The organism is Stenotrophomonas sp. 05N37, assembly GCF_056397365.1.
Genome location: NZ_JBFTNG010000001.1, coordinates 791,186 through 809,766, shown reverse-complemented (window position 1 = coordinate 809,766; position 18,581 = coordinate 791,186). Strand labels below are relative to the sequence as shown.

The 18,581-nt window shown below is 66.8% G+C and carries 15 protein-coding genes; 9 read left to right on the top strand and 6 right to left on the bottom strand.

Going from position 1 to position 18,581, the window contains the following annotated elements; genetic code table 11:
* The first annotated feature begins 7 nt into the window (after positions 1-7).
* The 6 genes from AC1DGC_RS03595 (at position 8) to AC1DGC_RS03570 (ending at position 4,941) form a co-directional block, all read left to right on the top strand.
* The gene (locus AC1DGC_RS03595) at positions 8-310 is read left to right on the top strand and encodes an Mpo1-like protein (protein ID WP_478047228.1); all 303 of its coding nucleotides are present in this window, start codon (positions 8-10) and stop codon (positions 308-310) included.
* A 50-nt stretch (positions 311-360) separates the two neighbouring features.
* Positions 361-1,323 carry an SPFH domain-containing protein gene (locus tag AC1DGC_RS03590; protein WP_259206269.1) on the top strand — a complete coding sequence of 321 codons (963 nt, stop codon included), beginning with the start codon at positions 361-363 and terminating at the stop codon, positions 1,321-1,323.
* A 1-nt stretch (position 1,324) separates the two neighbouring features.
* The gene (locus AC1DGC_RS03585; protein ID WP_259206267.1) at positions 1,325-1,756 is read left to right on the top strand and encodes an NfeD family protein; all 432 of its coding nucleotides are present in this window, start codon (positions 1,325-1,327) and stop codon (positions 1,754-1,756) included.
* A 75-nt stretch (positions 1,757-1,831) separates the two neighbouring features.
* Positions 1,832-2,944 (top strand): glycine cleavage system aminomethyltransferase GcvT, encoded by a 1,113-nt coding sequence (gcvT, locus tag AC1DGC_RS03580; protein ID WP_259206264.1) that lies wholly within the window; start codon positions 1,832-1,834, stop codon positions 2,942-2,944.
* A gap of 89 nt (positions 2,945-3,033) precedes the next feature.
* The gene (gene gcvH / locus AC1DGC_RS03575) at positions 3,034-3,429 is read left to right on the top strand and encodes a glycine cleavage system protein GcvH (RefSeq protein ID WP_259206262.1); all 396 of its coding nucleotides are present in this window, start codon (positions 3,034-3,036) and stop codon (positions 3,427-3,429) included.
* 960 nt (positions 3,430-4,389) lie between these two features.
* Positions 4,390-4,941 carry a histone gene (locus AC1DGC_RS03570; RefSeq protein ID WP_128097885.1) on the top strand — a complete coding sequence of 184 codons (552 nt, stop codon included), beginning with the start codon at positions 4,390-4,392 and terminating at the stop codon, positions 4,939-4,941.
* Between the two features lie 487 nt (positions 4,942-5,428).
* Here AC1DGC_RS03570 and AC1DGC_RS03565 read toward each other — a convergent pair whose 3' ends face one another.
* Complete coding sequence (locus AC1DGC_RS03565) at positions 5,429-6,802, bottom strand: serine hydrolase domain-containing protein (protein ID WP_259206255.1); 1,374 nt, start codon at positions 6,800-6,802, stop codon at positions 5,429-5,431.
* 154 nt (positions 6,803-6,956) lie between these two features.
* Positions 6,957-8,549 (bottom strand): GMC family oxidoreductase, encoded by a 1,593-nt coding sequence (locus AC1DGC_RS03560; protein ID WP_478047227.1) that lies wholly within the window; start codon positions 8,547-8,549, stop codon positions 6,957-6,959.
* A 215-nt stretch (positions 8,550-8,764) separates the two neighbouring features.
* Here AC1DGC_RS03560 and AC1DGC_RS03555 point away from each other — a divergent pair, with 215 nt between their 5' ends.
* Both AC1DGC_RS03555 and AC1DGC_RS03550 read left to right on the top strand, forming a co-directional pair.
* Positions 8,765-10,099, top strand: coding sequence for an NTP/NDP exchange transporter (locus tag AC1DGC_RS03555; protein WP_259206253.1), 1,335 nt, complete (start codon positions 8,765-8,767; stop codon positions 10,097-10,099).
* A gap of 28 nt (positions 10,100-10,127) precedes the next feature.
* Entirely contained in the window at positions 10,128-10,484 is a 357-nt protein-coding gene (locus tag AC1DGC_RS03550) for a DUF1304 domain-containing protein (RefSeq protein WP_394161084.1), read from the top strand.
* Positions 10,485-10,526: 42 nt separating this feature from the next.
* On the opposite strand, the gene AC1DGC_RS03545 is transcribed toward AC1DGC_RS03550, so the two are convergent.
* The 3 genes from AC1DGC_RS03545 to AC1DGC_RS03535 form a co-directional block, all read right to left on the bottom strand.
* Positions 10,527-10,997 (bottom strand): hotdog fold domain-containing protein, encoded by a 471-nt coding sequence (locus AC1DGC_RS03545; protein WP_478047226.1) that lies wholly within the window; start codon positions 10,995-10,997, stop codon positions 10,527-10,529.
* Positions 10,998-11,059: 62 nt separating this feature from the next.
* Complete coding sequence (locus AC1DGC_RS03540) at positions 11,060-13,540, bottom strand: acyl-CoA dehydrogenase (protein ID WP_259206249.1); 2,481 nt, start codon at positions 13,538-13,540, stop codon at positions 11,060-11,062.
* Positions 13,537-14,457: an alpha/beta fold hydrolase gene (locus tag AC1DGC_RS03535; RefSeq protein WP_259206248.1), complete on the bottom strand. Its 921-nt coding sequence runs from the start codon at positions 14,455-14,457 to the stop codon at positions 13,537-13,539. Before AC1DGC_RS03535 ends, AC1DGC_RS03540 begins: the two co-directional genes overlap by 4 nt.
* A 165-nt stretch (positions 14,458-14,622) precedes the next feature.
* Here AC1DGC_RS03535 and AC1DGC_RS03530 point away from each other — a divergent pair, with 165 nt between their 5' ends.
* Positions 14,623-15,225, top strand: coding sequence for a TetR/AcrR family transcriptional regulator (locus AC1DGC_RS03530; RefSeq protein WP_259206247.1), 603 nt, complete (start codon positions 14,623-14,625; stop codon positions 15,223-15,225).
* 146 nt (positions 15,226-15,371) lie between these two features.
* On the opposite strand, the gene AC1DGC_RS03525 is transcribed toward AC1DGC_RS03530, so the two are convergent.
* Entirely contained in the window at positions 15,372-18,332 is a 2,961-nt protein-coding gene (locus AC1DGC_RS03525; protein ID WP_478047225.1) for a TonB-dependent receptor plug domain-containing protein, read from the bottom strand.
* Positions 18,333-18,581 lie beyond the last annotated feature (249 nt).

The window sequence follows — 18,581 nt, the reverse complement described above, 5'->3', positions numbered from 1 at the left end:
GCGCGCCATGTCCCGCTTCGCCACCTTTCGCCAGTTCTACCCCTTCTATCTGGACGAGCACCGCCATGCCGTCTCGCGACGGCTGCGCTTTGTCGGCAGCTGCGGGGTCCTGCTGCTGGTCGCCTTCGCGCTCGTGCGCGGACAACCTCGTTGGCTGCTGGCGGCACTGGTCTGCGGCTATGGCTTTGCCTGGGTCGGCCACATCTTTTTCGAGAAGAACCGGCCGGCCACCTTCAGGCACCCGTTCTATTCTTTCGCCGGCGACTGGGTGATGTTCTGGGACATCCTCCGTGGCCGGATCCGGCTGTAACGGCAGCAACGCCACACCCGGGCGCGGCCCGGCATCAAGGGAGTGATTCGATGTTTCCAACCGTGCTGTTTTCGCTGGTACTGGCCTTCGTGGCCGTGGTCATCCTGTTCAAGGCGGTGCGCATGGTGCCGCAGGGGTATGAGTGGACGGTGGAGCGCTTCGGGCGCTACACCCACACGATGTCGCCCGGCCTGCATTTCCTGATCCCCATCGTGTACGGGGTGGGGCGCAAGGTGAACATGATGGAACAGGTGCTGGACGTGCCCGGCCAGGAGGTGATCACCAAGGACAACGCCGCGGTGCGCGTGGACGGGGTGGTGTTCTTCCAGGTGCTGGATGCGGCCAAGGCCGCCTACGAGGTGTCCGTGCTGGAGGTGGCGATGATCGCCCTGGTGCAGACCAACATCCGCACCGTGATCGGTTCGATGGACCTGGATGAATCGCTCAGCCAGCGCGAGGTGATCAACGCCAAGCTGTTGAACGTGGTCGACCACGCCACCAACCCGTGGGGCGTGAAGGTCAACCGGATCGAAATCCGCGACATCCAGCCGCCGCGCGACCTGCTCGATGCCATGGCGCGGCAGATGAAGGCCGAGCGCGAGAAGCGCGCGCAGATCCTGGAGGCGGAGGGCTCGCGGCAATCGGAGATCCTGCGCGCCGAAGGCGAGAAGCAGGCCACCGTGCTCGAAGCCGAGGGCCGCAAGGAGGCTGCCTTCCGCGATGCCGAGGCGCGCGAGCGCTCGGCCGAAGCCGAAGCCAATGCAACCCGGATGGTGTCCGAAGCCATCGCCCAGGGCGACGTGCAGGCGATCAATTACTTCATCGCGCAGAAGTACGTGGAGGCGTTCAAGGAACTGGCGACCTCGCCGAACCAGAAGCTGGTGCTGATGCCGATGGAGGCCAGCGGGGTGATCGGCTCCATCGCCGGCGTCGCCGAGCTGGCACGCGAGGCGTTTGCCAAGCAGGAAGACAAGCGCACCCCGCGCGCCGTTCCGCCGCGGGTGGGAGGCTGAGATGCGCTGGGAAGTCGTCGGCTGGGGCGCACTGGCGCTGGTCCTGTTCGCCGCCGAGGCGCTGGCCCCGGGCGCCTTCATGTTGTGGATCGGGATCGGTGCGGCGGCGGTGTTCGTGCTGGTGGCGGTGGTCGCCGATGTTCCGTTGCTGTGGCAGGTGGTTGCCTTCGTGCTGCTCAGCGTGGTGTCCATCCAGTGCTATCGGCGCTGGGGACGCGGGCGCGACCGGCAGAGCGATGCGCCATTGCTGAACCGGCGTGCCGAACAGCTGATCGGCCGCGTGGTGGAACTGGACCAGGCCATCGTCGCCGGCAAGGGCCGGGCCAAGGTCGATGATGCGTTCTGGCAGGTGGAGGGGCCGGACCTGCCGGCCGGCAGCGCGGTGCGCGTGGTGGCGGTGCAGGGCATGGCGTTGAAGGTGCAGCAGGTCTGACGCAACGCCGCAGGCGTTGTGAAGACGGTTCTGGGATAATGGCTGTCTTGCCTTCATTCCCCCGGAAAAACGGTCATGACCCAGAAGACGCTTCTCAACGACACCCACCGCGCGCTCGGCGCCAAGATGGTCGATTTCGGTGGCTGGGACATGCCCATCCACTACGGTTCGCAGCTGGACGAGCACCACCTGGTGCGCAGCGACGCGGGCATGTTCGACGTCAGCCACATGACCGTGGTCGACCTGCGCGGCGCGCAGGTCAAGCCGTTCCTGCGCACGCTGCTGGCCAACTCGGTGGACAAGCTCAAGGCCACCGGCAAGGCACTGTACTCGTGCATGCTCAATCCGCGCGGCGGGGTCATCGACGACCTGATCGTGTACTACCTGGCCGACGATTTCTTCCGCATGGTGGTCAACGCCTCCACCCGCGAGAAGGACCTGGCCTGGATCCGTGAGCAGGCCGCCGCCTTCGACGTGCAGGTCACCGAGCGCGAGGACCTGGCCATCATCGCGGTGCAGGGCCCGACCGCGCGCGCCAAGGTGATCGGCCTGGTGGGCGAGGGCGACCGCGCCGCGCTGGAAAAGCTCGGCCGTTTCGCCGCGCTCGAGGCGACCGCCGCCAGCGGCACCCCGCTGTTCGTGGCGCGCACCGGCTACACCGGCGAAGACGGTTTCGAGATCCTGCTGCCGCAGGCCGACGTGGTCGCGTTCTGGACGGCGCTGGCCGCCGCCGGCGTGCGCCCGGCGGGCCTGGGCGCGCGCGACACGCTGCGCCTGGAAGCCGGCATGAACCTGTATGGCCAGGACATGGACGAAGCGATCACCCCGTACGAGGCGGCGCTGGCCTGGACGGTGGCGCTGGACGAAGACCGCCCCTTCATCGGCCGCGACGTGCTGGAAGCGCAGAAGGCGGCCGGCGACGCACGCCAGATGATCGGCCTGGTGATGGACGAGAAGGGCGTGCTGCGCCACGGCCAGGCGGTACTCACCGCCAGTGGCCAGGGCGAGATCCTGTCCGGCACGTTCTCCCCCACGCTGGGCAAGGGCATCGCCTTCGCGCGTGTGCCGGCCGGTGAACTGGGCCAGGTGCACGTGGACATCCGCGGCAAGCAGGTGCCCGTGCGCGTGGTGAAGTTCCCGTTCGTGCGCGACGGCCAGGCCCAGCCGGGCGTGCTCGTCGAGGCTTGATTTTTTCATGGCGCCGGCCTGTCAGTGGTCGGCGCCGCTGGTTACACTACCCCCGTTTCTTGACCCCTGATATTCCTCGGAGCAGTCCCATGAGCGAGATCCCCGGCGACCTCAAATTCCTCAAGTCCCATGAGTGGGCACGTGTCGAAGGCAATGGCCGCGTCACCGTCGGTATTTCCGACCACGCCCAGGGCCTGCTTGGCGACCTGGTGTACGTCGAACTGCCGGCGGTGGGCGACGAAGTGAAGGCCGGCCAGCAGGCCGCCGTGGTCGAGTCGGTCAAGGCCGCCTCGGACGTGTACAGCCCGGTCACCGGCACCGTGGTCGAGGTCAATTCGGCGCTGTCGGACAAGCCGGAAACCATCAACGAAGACGCGTACGGCGAAGGCTGGATCTACGTGGTCGAGTTCTCCGCGAACGACGAGTTGAACGACCTGCTGGGCCCGGACGAGTACGCCGAACTGCTGGAAGACGACGAGCACTGATCGTCGCCTGCTCGAAGGAACGGCCGCCTGGTGCGGCCGTTTTTTTTTGCCCGCGCGCCGGCCGCGGCGGTCGACAGCGGGCGGTGCTTCCGCGCCTGGATCTGGCGCGCACGTTTCTGCTGTTATGCGTACGTGATGAAAAACCACCGCGATGCGCGCCGCTGGCGATCGGTCGGCGTGCTCATGCGCAACCGTTCGGTCGGCGTCCGCGGTGGTCATGAGCATGCCGCCGGGTGTCGCCGCGCGCGCATCGGACGCCAGCGCGATGGTCGCGCGCGGTGCGCGCGGCGTCTTCGGCAGGGGCGAACCTAACGGTCGCGACGGTCAGAAAGTTTGCGCATTTGCGCAAATCGGGTGTCAAAAAGCGATCGAAGATGTGAAAAGTTTTCGGGTCCGTTTGGGTGCCGTGTGGGTAGGCATTCGGGCGTTGGCCAACGCGCGTGCGGGAGCGATGGCGCGCATGCGCCGCGTGCGTGCCGAAAATACGAAAGTGCTTCTTTTAAGCGGTTTTCTTTTCGCGCGGGCTGCGCACCGCGTGCCGGTGCGGTGCGTGCGTGGTGTCGCGGCGCGCCGCCGACGGCGTTTGCAGCGGGGTTGGGGACGCTGTCGCGGAGACGCTCCATGTGAAAATTTTTCGCCTGGGTTGTTGACAGTGAAAAAAACCGTGATTAGGTTTCGCCACAGCAGACCTTGCTGCGAACAGAGTGAGCAGAATCGACATCCAGTCGCGAAGCACAACCTGGACATCCACCTCGCGTCAGAAGACGGTGGAGATGGCGTCGCTTCCCCCGGCGAACTCCAAGGCCCCTTCCCATTCGATACCTGCCCGGCCACCTGCGGTGGGTATCCCTGTATCCGTCACGACGCGCTTGACGCGACGGCGGTCCCCGCGATGTCCCACTGCGGGTTTGCTTTACCTGGGCGTTTCAACTCCATAGATCACTGACGAGGAGCCATCCCATGGCAACCAAGAAAGCTGCGAAGAAAAAGCCGGCCGCCAAAAAGGCCGTCAAGAAGGTAGCCAAGAAAGCCGCTGCCAAGAAGGCCGTCAAGAAGGTAGCCAAGAAGGCGGCTGCCAAGAAGACGGTGAAGAAGGCAGCCAAGAAGGCGACCGCCCGCAAGGCAGTGAAGAAGACGGCAAAGAAGGCAGTCCGCAAGGTCGCCAAGAAGGCCGCCGCCAAGAAGACCGCGAAGAAGGCAGTAAAGAAGACGGCGAAGAAGGCGGTCCGCAAGGTCGCCAAGAAGGCCGCCGCCAAGAAGACCGCGAAGAAGGCCGTCCGCAAGGTTGCCAAGAAGGCTACGGCCAAGAAGGCTGCCAAGAAGACCGCCAAGAAAGCCGTCCGCAAGGTAGCCAAGAAGGCCACCGCGAAGAAGGCCACCGCACGCAAGGCGCCGGCCAAGAAGGCGGCCGCCAAGAAGGCGGTGAAGAAGGTCGCAAAGCGCAAGCCGGCCGTTCGCAAGAAGAAGGCCGCTCCGGTCGCCCTGCCGGCAACCCCGGCACCGCTGATCTAAGTCGTTCCCGATAGCCGTACCTGAAACCCCCTTCCCTGGCAGCCCAGCGGGGAGGGGGTTTTTTTATGCCCTGCACAGTCTCCCGGTAGCGCACGCGAAGGGTAGAGCCGAGCCACGCTCGGCTGCCGTTGCCGTTGCCGTTGCCGTTGCCGTTGCCGTTGCCGTCGCCGTTGCCGTTGCCGTCGCCGTTGCCGTTGCCGTCGCCGTTGCCGTTGCCGTCGCCGTTGCCGTTGCCGTCGCCGTTGCCGTTGCCGTTGCCGTCGCCGTTGCCGTCGCCGTTGCCGCTGCCGCTGCCGCTGCCGTTGCCGCTGCCGCTGCCGTTGCCGCTGCCGTGCTTACCCCGCGCTTCGGGCAGTGCCGGCCGTCGGCCGGCTCCCGGCAATGCCTGCCGCTCCCCGACGCTGCAGACGACCCACGTCGGGCGGATCGGTTGGACCAAAAAAAGGCGGCCATGCGGCCGCCTCCTTGATTCACGCCAGGCCCGCGATCAACGCGGCGAGGCCACCGCGCGGTTGGACGACACGCCCTTGCGCTTGGTCGCCGGTGCGCCGTCTTCGGCCATCAGGCTGTCGCTGCCGAAGTCGGTGTCCACGTCCAGCCAGCGCTGGGTCGGCAGGCCCATGGCCTGGTCCAGGATGGTCGGCAGCAGGCCGCTGGGCAGGCTGCTTTCGCCGTTCCACATGATGGCGATGCCGAGATCGCGCTCCGGCACCAGCGCGACCAGGCCGCGATAGCCCTGCACGGCACCGGCGTGGAAGACCACTTCATGCCCGGCGTAGTCGAAGTTGCGCCAGCCCAGTGCATAGCCGGCCGAGTGCAGGCGCTCGCGGCGCCAGCCCGAACGCATTTCGCCCGGGGTATTGATCAGGGTCGAATGCAGCGTGGCCAGCAGCGGGGCGGGCAGCACGTCGGGGCGGTGGCCGGTATGCGCCAGCAGCCATTGCGCCATGTCGCTGGCACTGGCGTTGACGCCGGCGGCGGGGGCGAGGCGGTAGTAGGTGGGCTTGGGATTGAGCGACACCCACCCATTGCGGCTGCGCACGTGCGGGCGGGCCCAGCGCGAACTGGCCTGGATGCCGGCCAGGCCGAGGCTGGCATCGTCCATGCCCAGCGGCTTGAACAGGCGGCGCTCGACCGACTGCTCGTAGAAGCTGCCGGAGGCGGCGTAGACGACGTCGCCGATCAGGCTGAAGGCCACGTTCTGGTACGCATAGCAATCGCCCGGCAGGCACTTGAGCGAGGTCGAGGCCAGCTTGTGGGTGAGGGTGTAGTACTCGGCGTTGGCTTCCACGTCGCGGTCGTAGGCGTTGTAGGGCAGGCCAACGCGGTGGCTGAGCAGGTCGGCCACGGTCAGGCGCTCGGTTGCCTCCGGCGTGCTCAGCTGGAAGCCGGGCACGTAGTCGGTGACCTTGCTGTCCCAGCGCAGCGTGCCATCGTTGACCAGCAGGCCGGCCATGGTGCCGGCGAAGGCCTTGGACAGCGACGCCAGGCGGAACACCGTGTGCGCATCGACCATCTGCGGGTTGTTGACGTCGGTCACGCCGTAACCGCGCGCGCTGAGGACGCGGCCGCCCTGGACGATCGCCACCGCCATGCCCGGCACGCGCTCACCATAGGTGAGCTGCTGCGCCATCGATTCGATCGCGGCGACGTTGAAGCCCTGCGCCGGCGGCAGCACCTGCGGGTTGGCCGCCGTGGCGCGATACGCGGCCGGTTGGGTGTGCGGGATCGCCGCGGCGTTCTCGATGTTGACGGGGAACGCGGGGGTCTGGGCAGTGGAAGACATTGCGATGGGCATCAACATGCCCAGCAACCCGGTTGCCGCCGAACGGATCGGTCGGCGCCTGCTGTTCTGATTCATCGTTTGGGGCCCGTGCGCAACTGCTGTAGGGGATTCTAGCGCCGGTTTTCCCGATTGCACAAACCAAGCGAAGATGAATGCGTATCTGGTTGAAAAGGCGCGCTTTTTGCATCACCCGGTCATGTCCGGCCGGCGCCCGCTGGCGCAGCCCTGTTCAGGCGTTCGCGGCCGCCTCGACGATCCACGCCGCGGCGCGTTCGGCCAGCATGATCGTGGGGGCATTGGTGTTGCCGCTGACCAGGGTCGGCATTACCGAGGCATCCACCACCCGTAACCGGCGCAGGCCGTGCACGCGCAGCTGCGGGTCGACCACGGCCTCGGCATGGGTGCCCATCGCGCAGGTGCCGACCGGGTGGTAGATGGACTCGGCCTTGGCGCGGATGAAGGCGACCAGGGCCGCATCGTCCAGGGTGTCGCCGGGCGGAAAGATCGGTGCGCCACGCCAACGGTCGAAGGCGGGCTGGCCCAGGATCGCCGCGGACATGCGCACGCATTCCTTCATCATCGCCAGGTCCACGCCCTCGGGATCGCCCAGGTAGTTGGCCTCGATCCGCGGCGGCGAGGCCGGGTCGGCGTCGCGCAGGCGGATCCGACCCCGGCTGCGCGGGTGCAGCGCGCAGGCATGCAGGGTGTAGCCATCGCCGGGCAGGCGGTGGCGGCCATGGTCATCGAGCATGGCGGGCACGAAGTGGAACTGCACATCGGCGCGTGCGTCGCTGGCCAGCGCGGAGCGGGCGAAGCCGCCGGCTTCGGCGATGTTGCTGGTGCCGGCGCCGCGATGGCCGCGCAGGAAATAATCGATGGCGATGCGCAGCTGGTTGCTGCGGTCGTAGCTCACCCCGGGATGGGTGTGGACCAGGGTGCAGATGTCCAGGTGGTCCTGCAGGTTGCCCCCCACCCCGGGCAGGTCCGCGCGCGGGGTGATGCCGTGCCCGCGCAGTGCCCTGGCCGCGCCGACGCCGGACAGCATCAACAGCTGCGGGGAGTGGACCGCACCGCCGCAGAGGATTACTTCGTTGCGGGCGGCGGCATGCCGGTGCTGGCGACCGTGGCGATAGTACACGCCCGTCGCGGTGTCACCACGGAAGCTGAGCACGGTGGCACGCGCGCCGGTCAGCACGGTCAGGTTGCGGCGCGCGCGTGCGGGGTGCAGGTACGCGGTCGCGCTGGAACAGCGCGCGCCATCGCGCTGGGTGACCTGGTACAGGCCCACGCCGAGCTGCCGCGTGCCGTTGAAGTCGTCGTTGCGGGCGTGCCCGGCCTCCGTGGCGGCCGCCAGGAACGCGTCGGACAGGGGGTTGTGGTGGCGCAGGTCGGACACCGACAGCGGCCCCGCATCGCCGTGCAGCGCGCTGGCGCCGCGGCTGTTGGCTTCGCTGCGCACGAACCACGGCAGCACCTGCGCCCAGTCCCAGCCGGTGGCTCCGGCGGCGGCCCAGCCGTCGTAATCGGCGGCCACCCCGCGCACGTAGCACATCGCATTGATCGAACTGGAGCCGCCGAGCACCTTGCCGCGCGGCCACCACAGGCGGCGCCCGTCCAGGGCGGGCTCGGGCTCGGTGTCCAGGTTCCAGTTGATGCGCCGGTTGTTGACCAGGCGGGCCAGGCCGGCCGGCATGTGGATGAAGGGATTGCGGTCGCGCGGCCCGGCTTCGAGCAGCAGCACCCGGCAGTGCGGGTCGGCGCTGAGCCGGTTGGCCAGCACGCACCCGGCCGACCCGGCGCCCACGATGATGTAGTCGTACATGGTTCCCCTCTAAGACGGACCGCTCCCCAACGGTGCCCTGCGAGCATAGGGCAGGGCGGCCGGCAGCGGGGACCGGATTGCGGCCACGCTGCGTTGCGCGGATGAGCCGGCAAAGGCTGGCGATGTTGCGGTGCATCGTTTACCTTGCGCGCTCTGCTGCCGGGAGTTGCCACGATGCCGCCGTTGTCACGCCGCCCGAACCGGGAGTGGGTGCGATGAGTGCTGCAGCACCGGCACCGGTGCGGTCGGGACTGCGCGGGGCGCTGCGGCAATCCCCGCCCCTGATCTGGGCGTGCCTGTACTTCTTCTGCCTGCTCAGCGGCTACTACGTGCTGCGCCCGGTGCGCGAGGCGATGGCCGCGTCGGCCGACCCGAGCGCGGTGTTCCCGCCGTGGCTGATCGACTGGTTCAGCGCGCACGGCATCGCCCTGCAGGACTTCGTGCTGCAGGTCCTGTTCACCTGCGTGTTCCTGATCATGCTGGTGCTGCAACCGCTGTACGGCGCGGTGGTCAGCCGCTATCCGCGGCGGGTGTTCCTGCCGGCGGTGTACGTCTTCTTCATCGTTTGCCTGCTCGGGTTCTATCTGCTGTTCGACAGCGGCGTGCCCGGGCGCGGCATGGCGTTCTTCTTCTGGGCGGCGGTGTTCAACCTGTTCGCGGTCGCGGTGTTCTGGAGCTTCATGGCCGACGTGTTCTCCAACACGCAGGCACGTGCGGTGTACGGCTACATCGGTGCCGCCGGCACCGTGGGCGCCTTCCTGGGGCCGATCATCACCTCGGCGCTGGTGCAGCGGATCGGCATCGCCAACCTGATGCTGGTCTCGGCCGGCTTCCTCACCGCCTGCCTGGGGTGCATCTGGCGACTGCGGCTGTGGGCCGTGGCGCGCGAGCAGGAGCAGCAGCTGGCCTCGGGCGAAACCCCGATGGGCGGCAGCGTGCTGGACGGCCTGAAGCTGATCGCGCGCGAACCGCTGCTGCGCTGGCTGGCGGTGCTGGTGCTGTTCGGGGTGGGCATCGGCACGCTGCTGTACAACGAGCAGGCCTCGATCGTGCGCCGCCTGTACACCGACCCCGCGGCCAGCACGGCGTTCTTCTCGCGGGTGGACCTGGCGGTCAATGCGCTCACCCTGCTGCTGCAGTTGGGCCTGACCCGCTGGCTGTTGTCGCGCCACGGCATCGCCCCGGCGCTGCTGATCCCCGGCTTTGCGATCATCGTCGGCTTCTCGGTGCTGGCCGCCTCGCCGTTGCCGATGCTGGTGGCGCTGGTACAGATCATGACCCGCGCCAGCGAGTTCTCGCTGGCCAAGCCCGCACGCGAGACGATCTTCACCCGTGTGGACCGCCAATGGCGCTACAAGGCCGGCGCGGCGATCGACACCGTGGTGTACCGCGGCGCGGACCTGACCTTCGCCTGGGTGCACAAGGGGCTGTCGCTGTTCGGGTCGCACGCGGTGTTCGTCGGCGGCCTGGTGGTGGCCGCTGCGATGACCACGGCCGCGTTCGGCCTGCTGCGCGAAGAAAAGAAGCTGCCCGGCGAACGGCCGGAGTAAGCTCTGCTCAACTCATCGAGGCCTGCCCATGTACTGGACCGCACTTTCCCTGACCCTACTGGTCGCCTTGCTGCACGTGTACTTCCTGGTCCTGGAAATGTTCCTGTGGACGCGCCCGCTGGGCCTGAAGACCTTCCGCAATACGCCGGAGAAGGCCGAGACCACCCGCGTGCTGGCGGCCAACCAGGGCCTGTACAACGGCTTCCTGGCCGCAGGCCTGTTCTGGGGCGTGTTCGATCACCTGCCGATGCTGGTCAACTTCATGCTCGGCTGCGTGATCGTGGCCGGCTGCTACGGCGCCTGGAGCGTGAACAAGCGGATCTTCTTCATCCAGGCCGTGCCGGCCCTGCTGGCCGTGGCCGCGTGGTGGATGGTGCCGGCCTGACCGGTGCCACCGGCCCCTCGATGGGGGGCGCGGTGGCAACGATCAACGCTTGAGCGGCGACACCCACATCTGGATGTGCGCGTCGAACACCGGAGTGCCGGCGTCGTCGCGCACCTGCACGTGGACCGGCAGCGCGTAACCGGCGTCCGCGGCCACGATGGGCTGGGCCGGCGTGGCCACGGCATGCAGGGTTCCGGTGGCCTTGGCCAGGTACGTCACCTCCATGCCCTTGGGGATCCAGCGCATGCCCCTGGGCAGCGACGCATCCACCATCAGTCCGGCGGTGAGCTCGGCCAGGTTGCACAGCGCGATCGCGTGCACGGTGCCGATATGGTTGGTGACCTTGCGGCGATGCGCGATGCGGCCTTCGCAGCGACCGTTTTCGAGCAGGGTGATGCGCGGGGCGATGCTGGCGAAGTAGGGCGCCTTGAAGCACACCGCGCGCGAGAACAGCCAGTTGCCGGCAGGCCAGCGCTGCAGCCGTTGGTAGAGGGTCAACAGGGGAGCGGACATGGACGTCTCTCAAAAAAACGGCGGACCGAAGTCCGCCGTTGTTGCTTACATGGCTGCGTGGATCACGCCGCTTCCTGCGACTGCTGGTCCTTGCGTTCGCGGTCGTAGTAGCCGGCCGAACGCAGCTCGTGCGGATCGAAATCGTCCACCGTGATCGTTTCCAGGGTCAGCGCGCGCAGCTCTTCCAGCAGCGTGCGCTCGTCCTGGGTGATCACGCCTTCGGCCACGGCTTCGTCCAGCTGGGTGGTGAAGTCCAGGGCTTCGATGCCCTTGGTCTTGACCGCCTTGATGAACTTGCGCTCGACCGGCTCGGCCATGATCGCCTTGGACAGGTAGCTGTTGATGCGGCCACCCGGGTTGTTCTCGCACGGGGTCAGGAACACGCCACTGGCCAGACGGTCGCGGGCTTCGTTGGGCGCCATCAGCAGCGCGGCCACGCGGTGGCCCAGGCGATCGCCCGGTGCTTCGGCGCGGCGGCCGAACGGGAAGATCAGCAGCCACATCAGCCAGCCGATCGGACGGATCGGGAAGTTGCGCAGCGCCGCCGACAGCGAGGTCTCGATCGTGTGCACGCTGTCATGGAAGGCCCAGGCCAGCAGCGGCTGGTCGGCGACGGGGGCGCCTTCGTCGTGGTAACGCTTGAGCATGGCGCTGGTCATGTAGATGTGGCTCAGCACATCGCCCAGGCGGCCGGACAGCGATTCCTTGAACTTCAGCTTGCCGCCGAGCGTCATCATCGAGATGTCGGCCATCAGCGCCAGGTTGGCCGAGTAACGGTCCAGCTTGCGGAAGTAGCGGCGGGTGTAGGCATCGCCCGGGGCCGCGCCGAAGCGGGCGCCGGTCAGGCCGAACCAGAACGAACGCACGGCGTTGGAGATGCCGAAGCGGATGTGGCCGAACAGGCTGCGGTCGAAGTCCTGCAGGCCGGCCTTGGTGTCCGGATCCTGCGCGGCCTTCATTTCCTTCAGCACCCACGGATGGCACAGGATCGCACCCTGGCCGAAGATCAGCAGGCTGCGGGTCATGATGTTGGCACCCTCCACCGTGATCGCGATCGGCGCGGCCTGCCAGCTGCGGCCGGCGAAGTTGCGCGGCCCCAGGATGATGCCCTTGCCGCCGATCACGTCCATCATGTCCGAGATCACCTCGCGGCTCATGGTGGTGCAGTGGTATTTGGCGATCGCCGACGGTACCGACGGCACATCGCCGCGGTCCACGGCAGCGGCGGTGGCCTGGCACAGCGCGCTGATCGCATACGCCTTGCCACCGATCCGGGCCAGCGCTTCTTCCACGCCCTCGAAGCGCCCGACCGACAGGCCGAACTGCTTGCGGATGCGTGCGTACGCGCCGGTGATCACCGCGCCCGCCTTGGCACCACCACTGGCGGTGGAGGGCAGGGTGATCGAGCGGCCCACGGCCAGGCACTCGTTGAGCATGTTCCAGCCCTTGCCGGCCTTCTCGGCGCCGCCGATCAGCTGGGTGAGCGGAATGAACACGTCCTTGCCGCGGATCGGACCGTTCTGGAAGGTCGAGTTGAGCGGGAAGTGGCGACGGCCGATTTCCACGCCGGCGGTGTCACGCGGCAGCAGCGCCAGGGTGATGCCGATATCGCGGGTGCTGCCGATCAGGCCGTCCGGGTCGTACATGCGGAACGCCAGGCCGATCAGCGTGGCCACCGGGGCCAGGGTGATATAGCGCTTGTCGAAGGTGAGCTTGACGCCGAGCACCTGCTCGCCGTTCCACTCGCCCTTGCAGACGATGCCGTAATCGGGGATCGAGGTGGCATCGGAGCCCGCGAACGGACCGGTCAGGCCGAAGCAGGGCACTTCGCGGCCATCGGCCAGGCGCGGCAGGTACTGGTCCTTCTGCGCCTGGGTGCCGTAATGATTGAGCAGCTCACCCGGCCCGAGCGAGTTGGGCACGCCGACGGTGGAGCTGACCACGCTCGACACCGAGGCCAGCTTCTGGATCACCTTGTGGTGGGCCAGCGCGCTGAAGCCCAGGCCGCCGTATTCCTTCGGGATGATCATGCCGAAGAACTTGTTCTTCTTGATGAAGCTCCACAGTTCCGGCGGCAGGTCGGCGTAGACGTGGGTGATCTCCCAGTCGTTGACCATCTTGCACAGCTCTTCGACCGGGCCATCCAGGAAGGCCTGTTCCTCGGCGGTGAGCTGCGGCTTGGGGTAGTTCAGCAGGATGTTCCAGTCCGGGTCACCGGTGAACAGCTGGCCTTCGAAACCGACCGAACCGGTTTCCAGCGCGATGCGCTCGGTCTGCGACAGCGGCGGCAACACCTTGCGGAACACCTTCATCATCGGTGCGGTCAGCAGCGGCTTGCGGATGAAGGGCAGCAGCAGCGGCACGGCGATCACCGCCACGATGGCGGCGGCGACGAGGGTGGCGGTCTGGTTGACGTACGGAATGAACCAGCAGGCGGCCAGCAGCACGAGGCTGACGATCGTCCAGGTGATCAGCCGCATCCGATGGTAGGCGACGAAGGCGCCCGCCAGCAGGATGGCCAGGAAGGGAACGACAATGCTCATGAGCGTGCTCCGGTGACGTGCTCGGTAGTGGCGGACTGTGCCACGGCGGAGGCCGAGGGCAACACGTCCAGATAGTCCAACACAGTAGCGGTAAAGGCGTTGTTGTCGTCACCGGCGACCATGTGCGTGGCCTCCGGCAACTGCACATGGCGCGCATGCGGCACCAACGCGAGGAATTCGGCCACCGTCTGCGGGGTGACCAGGGTGCTGCGCCCGCCGCTGACCAGCAGCAACGGGCATTTCACCTGGCGCGCCGCCTCGGCGAGCGCGTCCTGGTGCTGTTCGCTGTCGCGTGCCAGTTCGGCGACCAGGCGCGGGTCCCAGTGCCAGCGCCAACGGCCGTGGCCGTCCTCGCGCAGCAGCGCGCGCAGGGAATCGTCGGACTTGCGCGGGCGGTGCGGCATGTAGGCCGAGATCACATCGGCGGCCTGCGACAGGGAGGCGAAACCGTCCGGGTGGGCGGTCATGAACATCAGGATGCGTTCGACCCCCGCGGTGTCCCAGCGCGGAGTGATGTCCACCAGCACCATCGCCGAGAACAGGCCCGGCCAGCGCGATTCGGCCAGCAGCCCGAACAGGCCGCCCATCGAGGCGGCGACCAGGATCGGCGGCTGCGGTTGTTCGCCGGCCAGCACGATCAGGTCATCGGCGAACTGTTCGCCGTGGTAGGCACGTTCGGCCGGGTTCCAGTCCGAGTCGCCGTGGCCGCGCGCATCATAGGCAAGCGTCTGGTAACCGGCCGCCGCCAGCGAGTGGGCGGTGGCATTCCACGCATGCCGGGTCTGGCCGAAGCCATGGGCGAACAGCACCGTGCCACGGCGCCCCGGCGAGGAGCGGGTAGCGGCCAGCACGGCGTCATGCGCGCCGGTCAGTCGCTCATCTTCAAAACGGGGCAGGGTAGCGGAAGGATTGACCATACTCGCTAGTATGGACCTGGCCCGTGGCATGTCAATACTTGGGGGTATGGTGATGGCGGCCGTGGTCCGCGAACGCCGCCACGGCAGGGCTGGCGAGGGCCCGGGCATGGTCCCGCGCCGCGCTTTTGGCGGACACGGACCCCGGCGTATGGTTAAATCGTCGGCATGAATGAACCTGACGCTTCCGCCGGCGAGCCACGTGCCGGCCGCAACAGCCGCCTGAGCGCGGAAGACTGGGCCCAGGCCGCCCTGGACCTCATTGCAGAACAAGGCGTTGGTGCGGTGGCGGTCGAGCCGCTGGCGCGTCGCCTCGGGGTGACCAAGGGCAGTTTCTACTGGCATTTCCCGTCACGCGATGCCCTGCTGCAGGCGGCGCTGGAGCGCTGGGAGCTGTTCGAGCAGGAGCAGGTCTTCGGCAGCCTCGAAGACGTGCCGGACCCGCGCGTGCGCCTGCGGCAGCTGTTCCAGGTGGTGGCCCATGAAGTGCAGCCGCACATCATCTACAGCGAGCTGCTCAAGGCGCTGGACCACCCCATGGTGCGCCCGGTCATCGACCGCGTGTCGCACCGCCGCCTGGAGTACCTGGTGGCCTCCTTCCGCCAGGCCGGGCTGAGCCGCACCGATGCGCAGCACCGCGCGCGCCTGGCCTATGCGGCCTACGTCGGCTTCCTGCAGTTGTCGCTGCAGTTGCAGCAGCCCAAGCAGGCGCGCGAGGATTTCGAGGCGTATGTGGAACACGTGATCGAGACACTGATCCCGATCGGCTGAAGTAGTGCCGGGTTGCAAGCGAAAAGGCCGCGGAGACGCGGCCTTTTTCGTGGACGGGCGTAGCTGCAGCGGCGGTCGGAAGCACAAAAAACAACGGCCCCTTTCGGGGCCGTTGCTTCAAGCGGTCAGATCGCGTGCAGCGGCGATCAGAAGCGCTGGGTGTACTGCATGAAGAAGTAACGGTCGAAGTCCAGCATCGGATCGATCGACGAGGAGCTGTTGTTGGTCTGCGAGTAGCTCTGCGGCGGCTGCTTGTTGAAGATGTTGCGCGCACCGACGGTGACCGTGCCATTCCACGGCGCGGCCCAGCTGACCGAGACGTCCTGGTAGGAGATCGAGCCCTTCTTGTTGGCACCTTCGCCGCCGCCCCAGCCACCGTTCGGGGTCAGGTAGGTCGGGTCGTTGCACTCCTGCGCAGAACCATCGAAGCAGAAGTCGCGGTAGCCGCCGTAGTAGCGCATGTTCCACTGCGCGGACAGGTCACCCTTGGCCCAGTTGACGCCCAAGGTGGCGCGCACACGCGGGAAGTTCCAGTAGCCGGCGTAGTTGTCCCACTCGGCCGTGGCATCGCTCTTCTGGCGGTAGGCCACCAGGTAGTTGCTGTCCAGGTGGACCGAGAACTGACCGACCGCGAACTCCGGCAGACGGTAGTTGGCGCCGAAGTTGTAGCCTTCGGTTTCCAGCGAACCCAGGTTGGTGTTGCCGCGGCTCAGCGAAACGACCTGACCACTGGCAGCGTCACGGGTGTAGTTGCAGAACGACTCAACGCCGTTGTAGCACTGCTGCAGGACGTAGGTCGCCGACACGGCGGTGATCACGTTGTCGATGGTGATCTTGTACCAGTCCAGCGAGAAGTCCAGACCCTGGACCCAGCGCGGGCTGAACACCAGGCCGACGGTACGGGTCTTGCTGTATTCCGGCTCCAGCTCGGCGTTACCCACACCGGCCTGGAACGGCGCGGTGCTCTGGCTTTCGCGGGCTTCAACCGGGACGCCGGCGCTGTCGGTCTGGTGGAAGTTCGGGCCCAGGCCTTCGCTGTTGCAGCGAGCCGCGGCCGCGGCATTGCCGCTGCGGATGCCGAGGTCGACGTCGCACGGATCGGTGAAGTAATCGAAGGTCTGCGAACCGCCACCGAAGGTGTCGTCCAGGGTCGGGGCGCGGAAGCCCTTGCCGTAGGTGGCGCGGACCAGCAGGTCTTCGACCGGCTTCCAGGTCAGGCTGAACTTGCTGTTGGTGGTGTCACCGAAACGGTCGTAGTCGGAGTAGCGGCTGGCCACGTCGAACGACAGTTCCTTGGCGAACGGCAGATCCTTCAGGACCGGGATCATCAGCTCCAGGTAGACTTCATCGGTCTTGTAGCGGCCGCTGGTGGCGCCGGCAGCAAGATCGGTGGTGTAACCGGCAGCGGACAGCTGATCCGGGTAGTCATAGCCTTCCACGGTGCGGTGTTCCACGCCCGCTGCGAAGGCGAATTCGCCCGCGCCGCCCGGCATGTCGAACAGGCCGCCGGTGATGTTGGCGAAGTACTGCTTGCTGACGCTCTGCTGGGTCGCCTGGCTGATGGTGTTGACGTACTTCAGCGCATCGGCGGTGGAGGCCGACGGGCCGCCCAGGATGTTGAACGGGGTGCACTGGCCGGCCGACAGGCTGGTGCCCAGCGCGATCGGGTTCAGTGCGCTGCCGCACTGGACCACGCCCTGGCTGTTCAGGAACGACGGACCCAGGGCCTTTTCGAGGGCGAGCAGGTTGATGTTGCCGGTGCTGATCTGGGTGACATCGAACTTGTTGTAGTTCATGCCGACGTCCCAGTTCCAGCCGTGGGAGCCGACGTCGAAGGCACCTTCAAACGCGCCGTCGAAGTGGTAGGACTTCACGTTGTTCTGCGAGACGCGCGGAATCTCGACGGTACGGCGGTACCAGTCGGTGATTTCGACGCCCACCGGGTTGTAGTAGCTGTCGGCGCTGATGTAGACCGGGTAGGTCGGCTGCGCGTTGGCGCTCAGCGGGTAGCCGGCGACCTGACGGGTCGAGTCGCGCTCGGAGTACATCACGGTCGACTTGAAGCTGATGTTCGGATTGAACTCGTAGCCCACCGAGGTGAAGATCGACTTGGTCTCCGACTCCTGCTGCAGCATCATCTGCTGGGTGGAGTTGAAGCGGTCGTCGCGGGTTACGCCGGCATGGTAGTTGGCGATGTTGCGCGAATCCGAACCGGTGCCGACGCCATCGAAGGTGCCGGTGTGGTTGAGGACCTGCATGTTCGGCGTCCAATCGCCTTCACCGGGACCAACGATGTCACCGTCGTCATTGATGTAGTTGCCCGCGCCAAGGGTGCCTTCGGGGCGCGGATCGGTGAAGCGGCCCCACGGGCCGGTGGCGCTCAGGCCGGAGAACGGGTGGTTCGGGCCGTAGGTGTAGCGGGTCAGCTCACGGTCCTTGGCCCACACCGGATCTTCCTTGGTGTAGCTGGCGCCGAACACGATCGAGGCACGCTCGCCGGTGGTGCCGGCGGTGAACGAGTACGACTGCTTCTGGCCATCGCCGCGACCGTTCTGGCCGATCAGCGCGGAGGCTTCAGCGCCTTCGAAGTTCGAGCGCATGATGATGTTGACCACGCCGGCGACGGCATCGGAGCCGTAGATCGCCGAGGCGCCGTCCTTCAGCACTTCGATGCGCTCGATCAGCGCGCTCGGAATGGTGGACAGGTCGGTGTAGCCGGCCAGGCTGGAGGTCCAGCGCTTGCCGTTGACCAGCACCAGGGTGCGGTTCTCGTTCAGGTTGTACAGGTTGACGTACTGGCCGCCCTGTTCCGGGTTGGAGGTCAGCACCGCAGCCTTGCTGAAGTTCTGGGTGCCCGACACCGACAGGTTCTGCAGGATGTCGCCGACACTGACCAGGCCCGACTTCTTGATGTCCTCGGAGGACACGGTGAAGATCGGCTGCGCGGTTTCCACGTCGACCGAACGGATGCGCGAACCGGTGACCTGGATGCGATCCAGGTTGGTTGCGCCGGTGGCCTCCTGGGCCTGGGCGGTGCCGCCGGCGGCGGCGCTCGCGACCAGCGCGACAATCACCGCGTCGCGCAGCTTGTTGGACTTAAAGTTCATTGCTCTCTCTCTCCAAGGGAATCTTGGGTATTCACTGGGGTGTTTGCCTGTAGCGGCGCCAAAACGGCAGCGCCAACAACCACGAGGCTGACTCGATAGTAACTGCGGATTCCCAAGAATTAAAGTCGCGTTAATACAGGCTGTGAGCGACTTCACCTGTTCCAAACTCCTTCCAAATCAATCACATCACCCTACACATTGCCCAATTTCGTCTCGTTGGTTAAGCAATGGTGAAGAAAATAGTTGCAA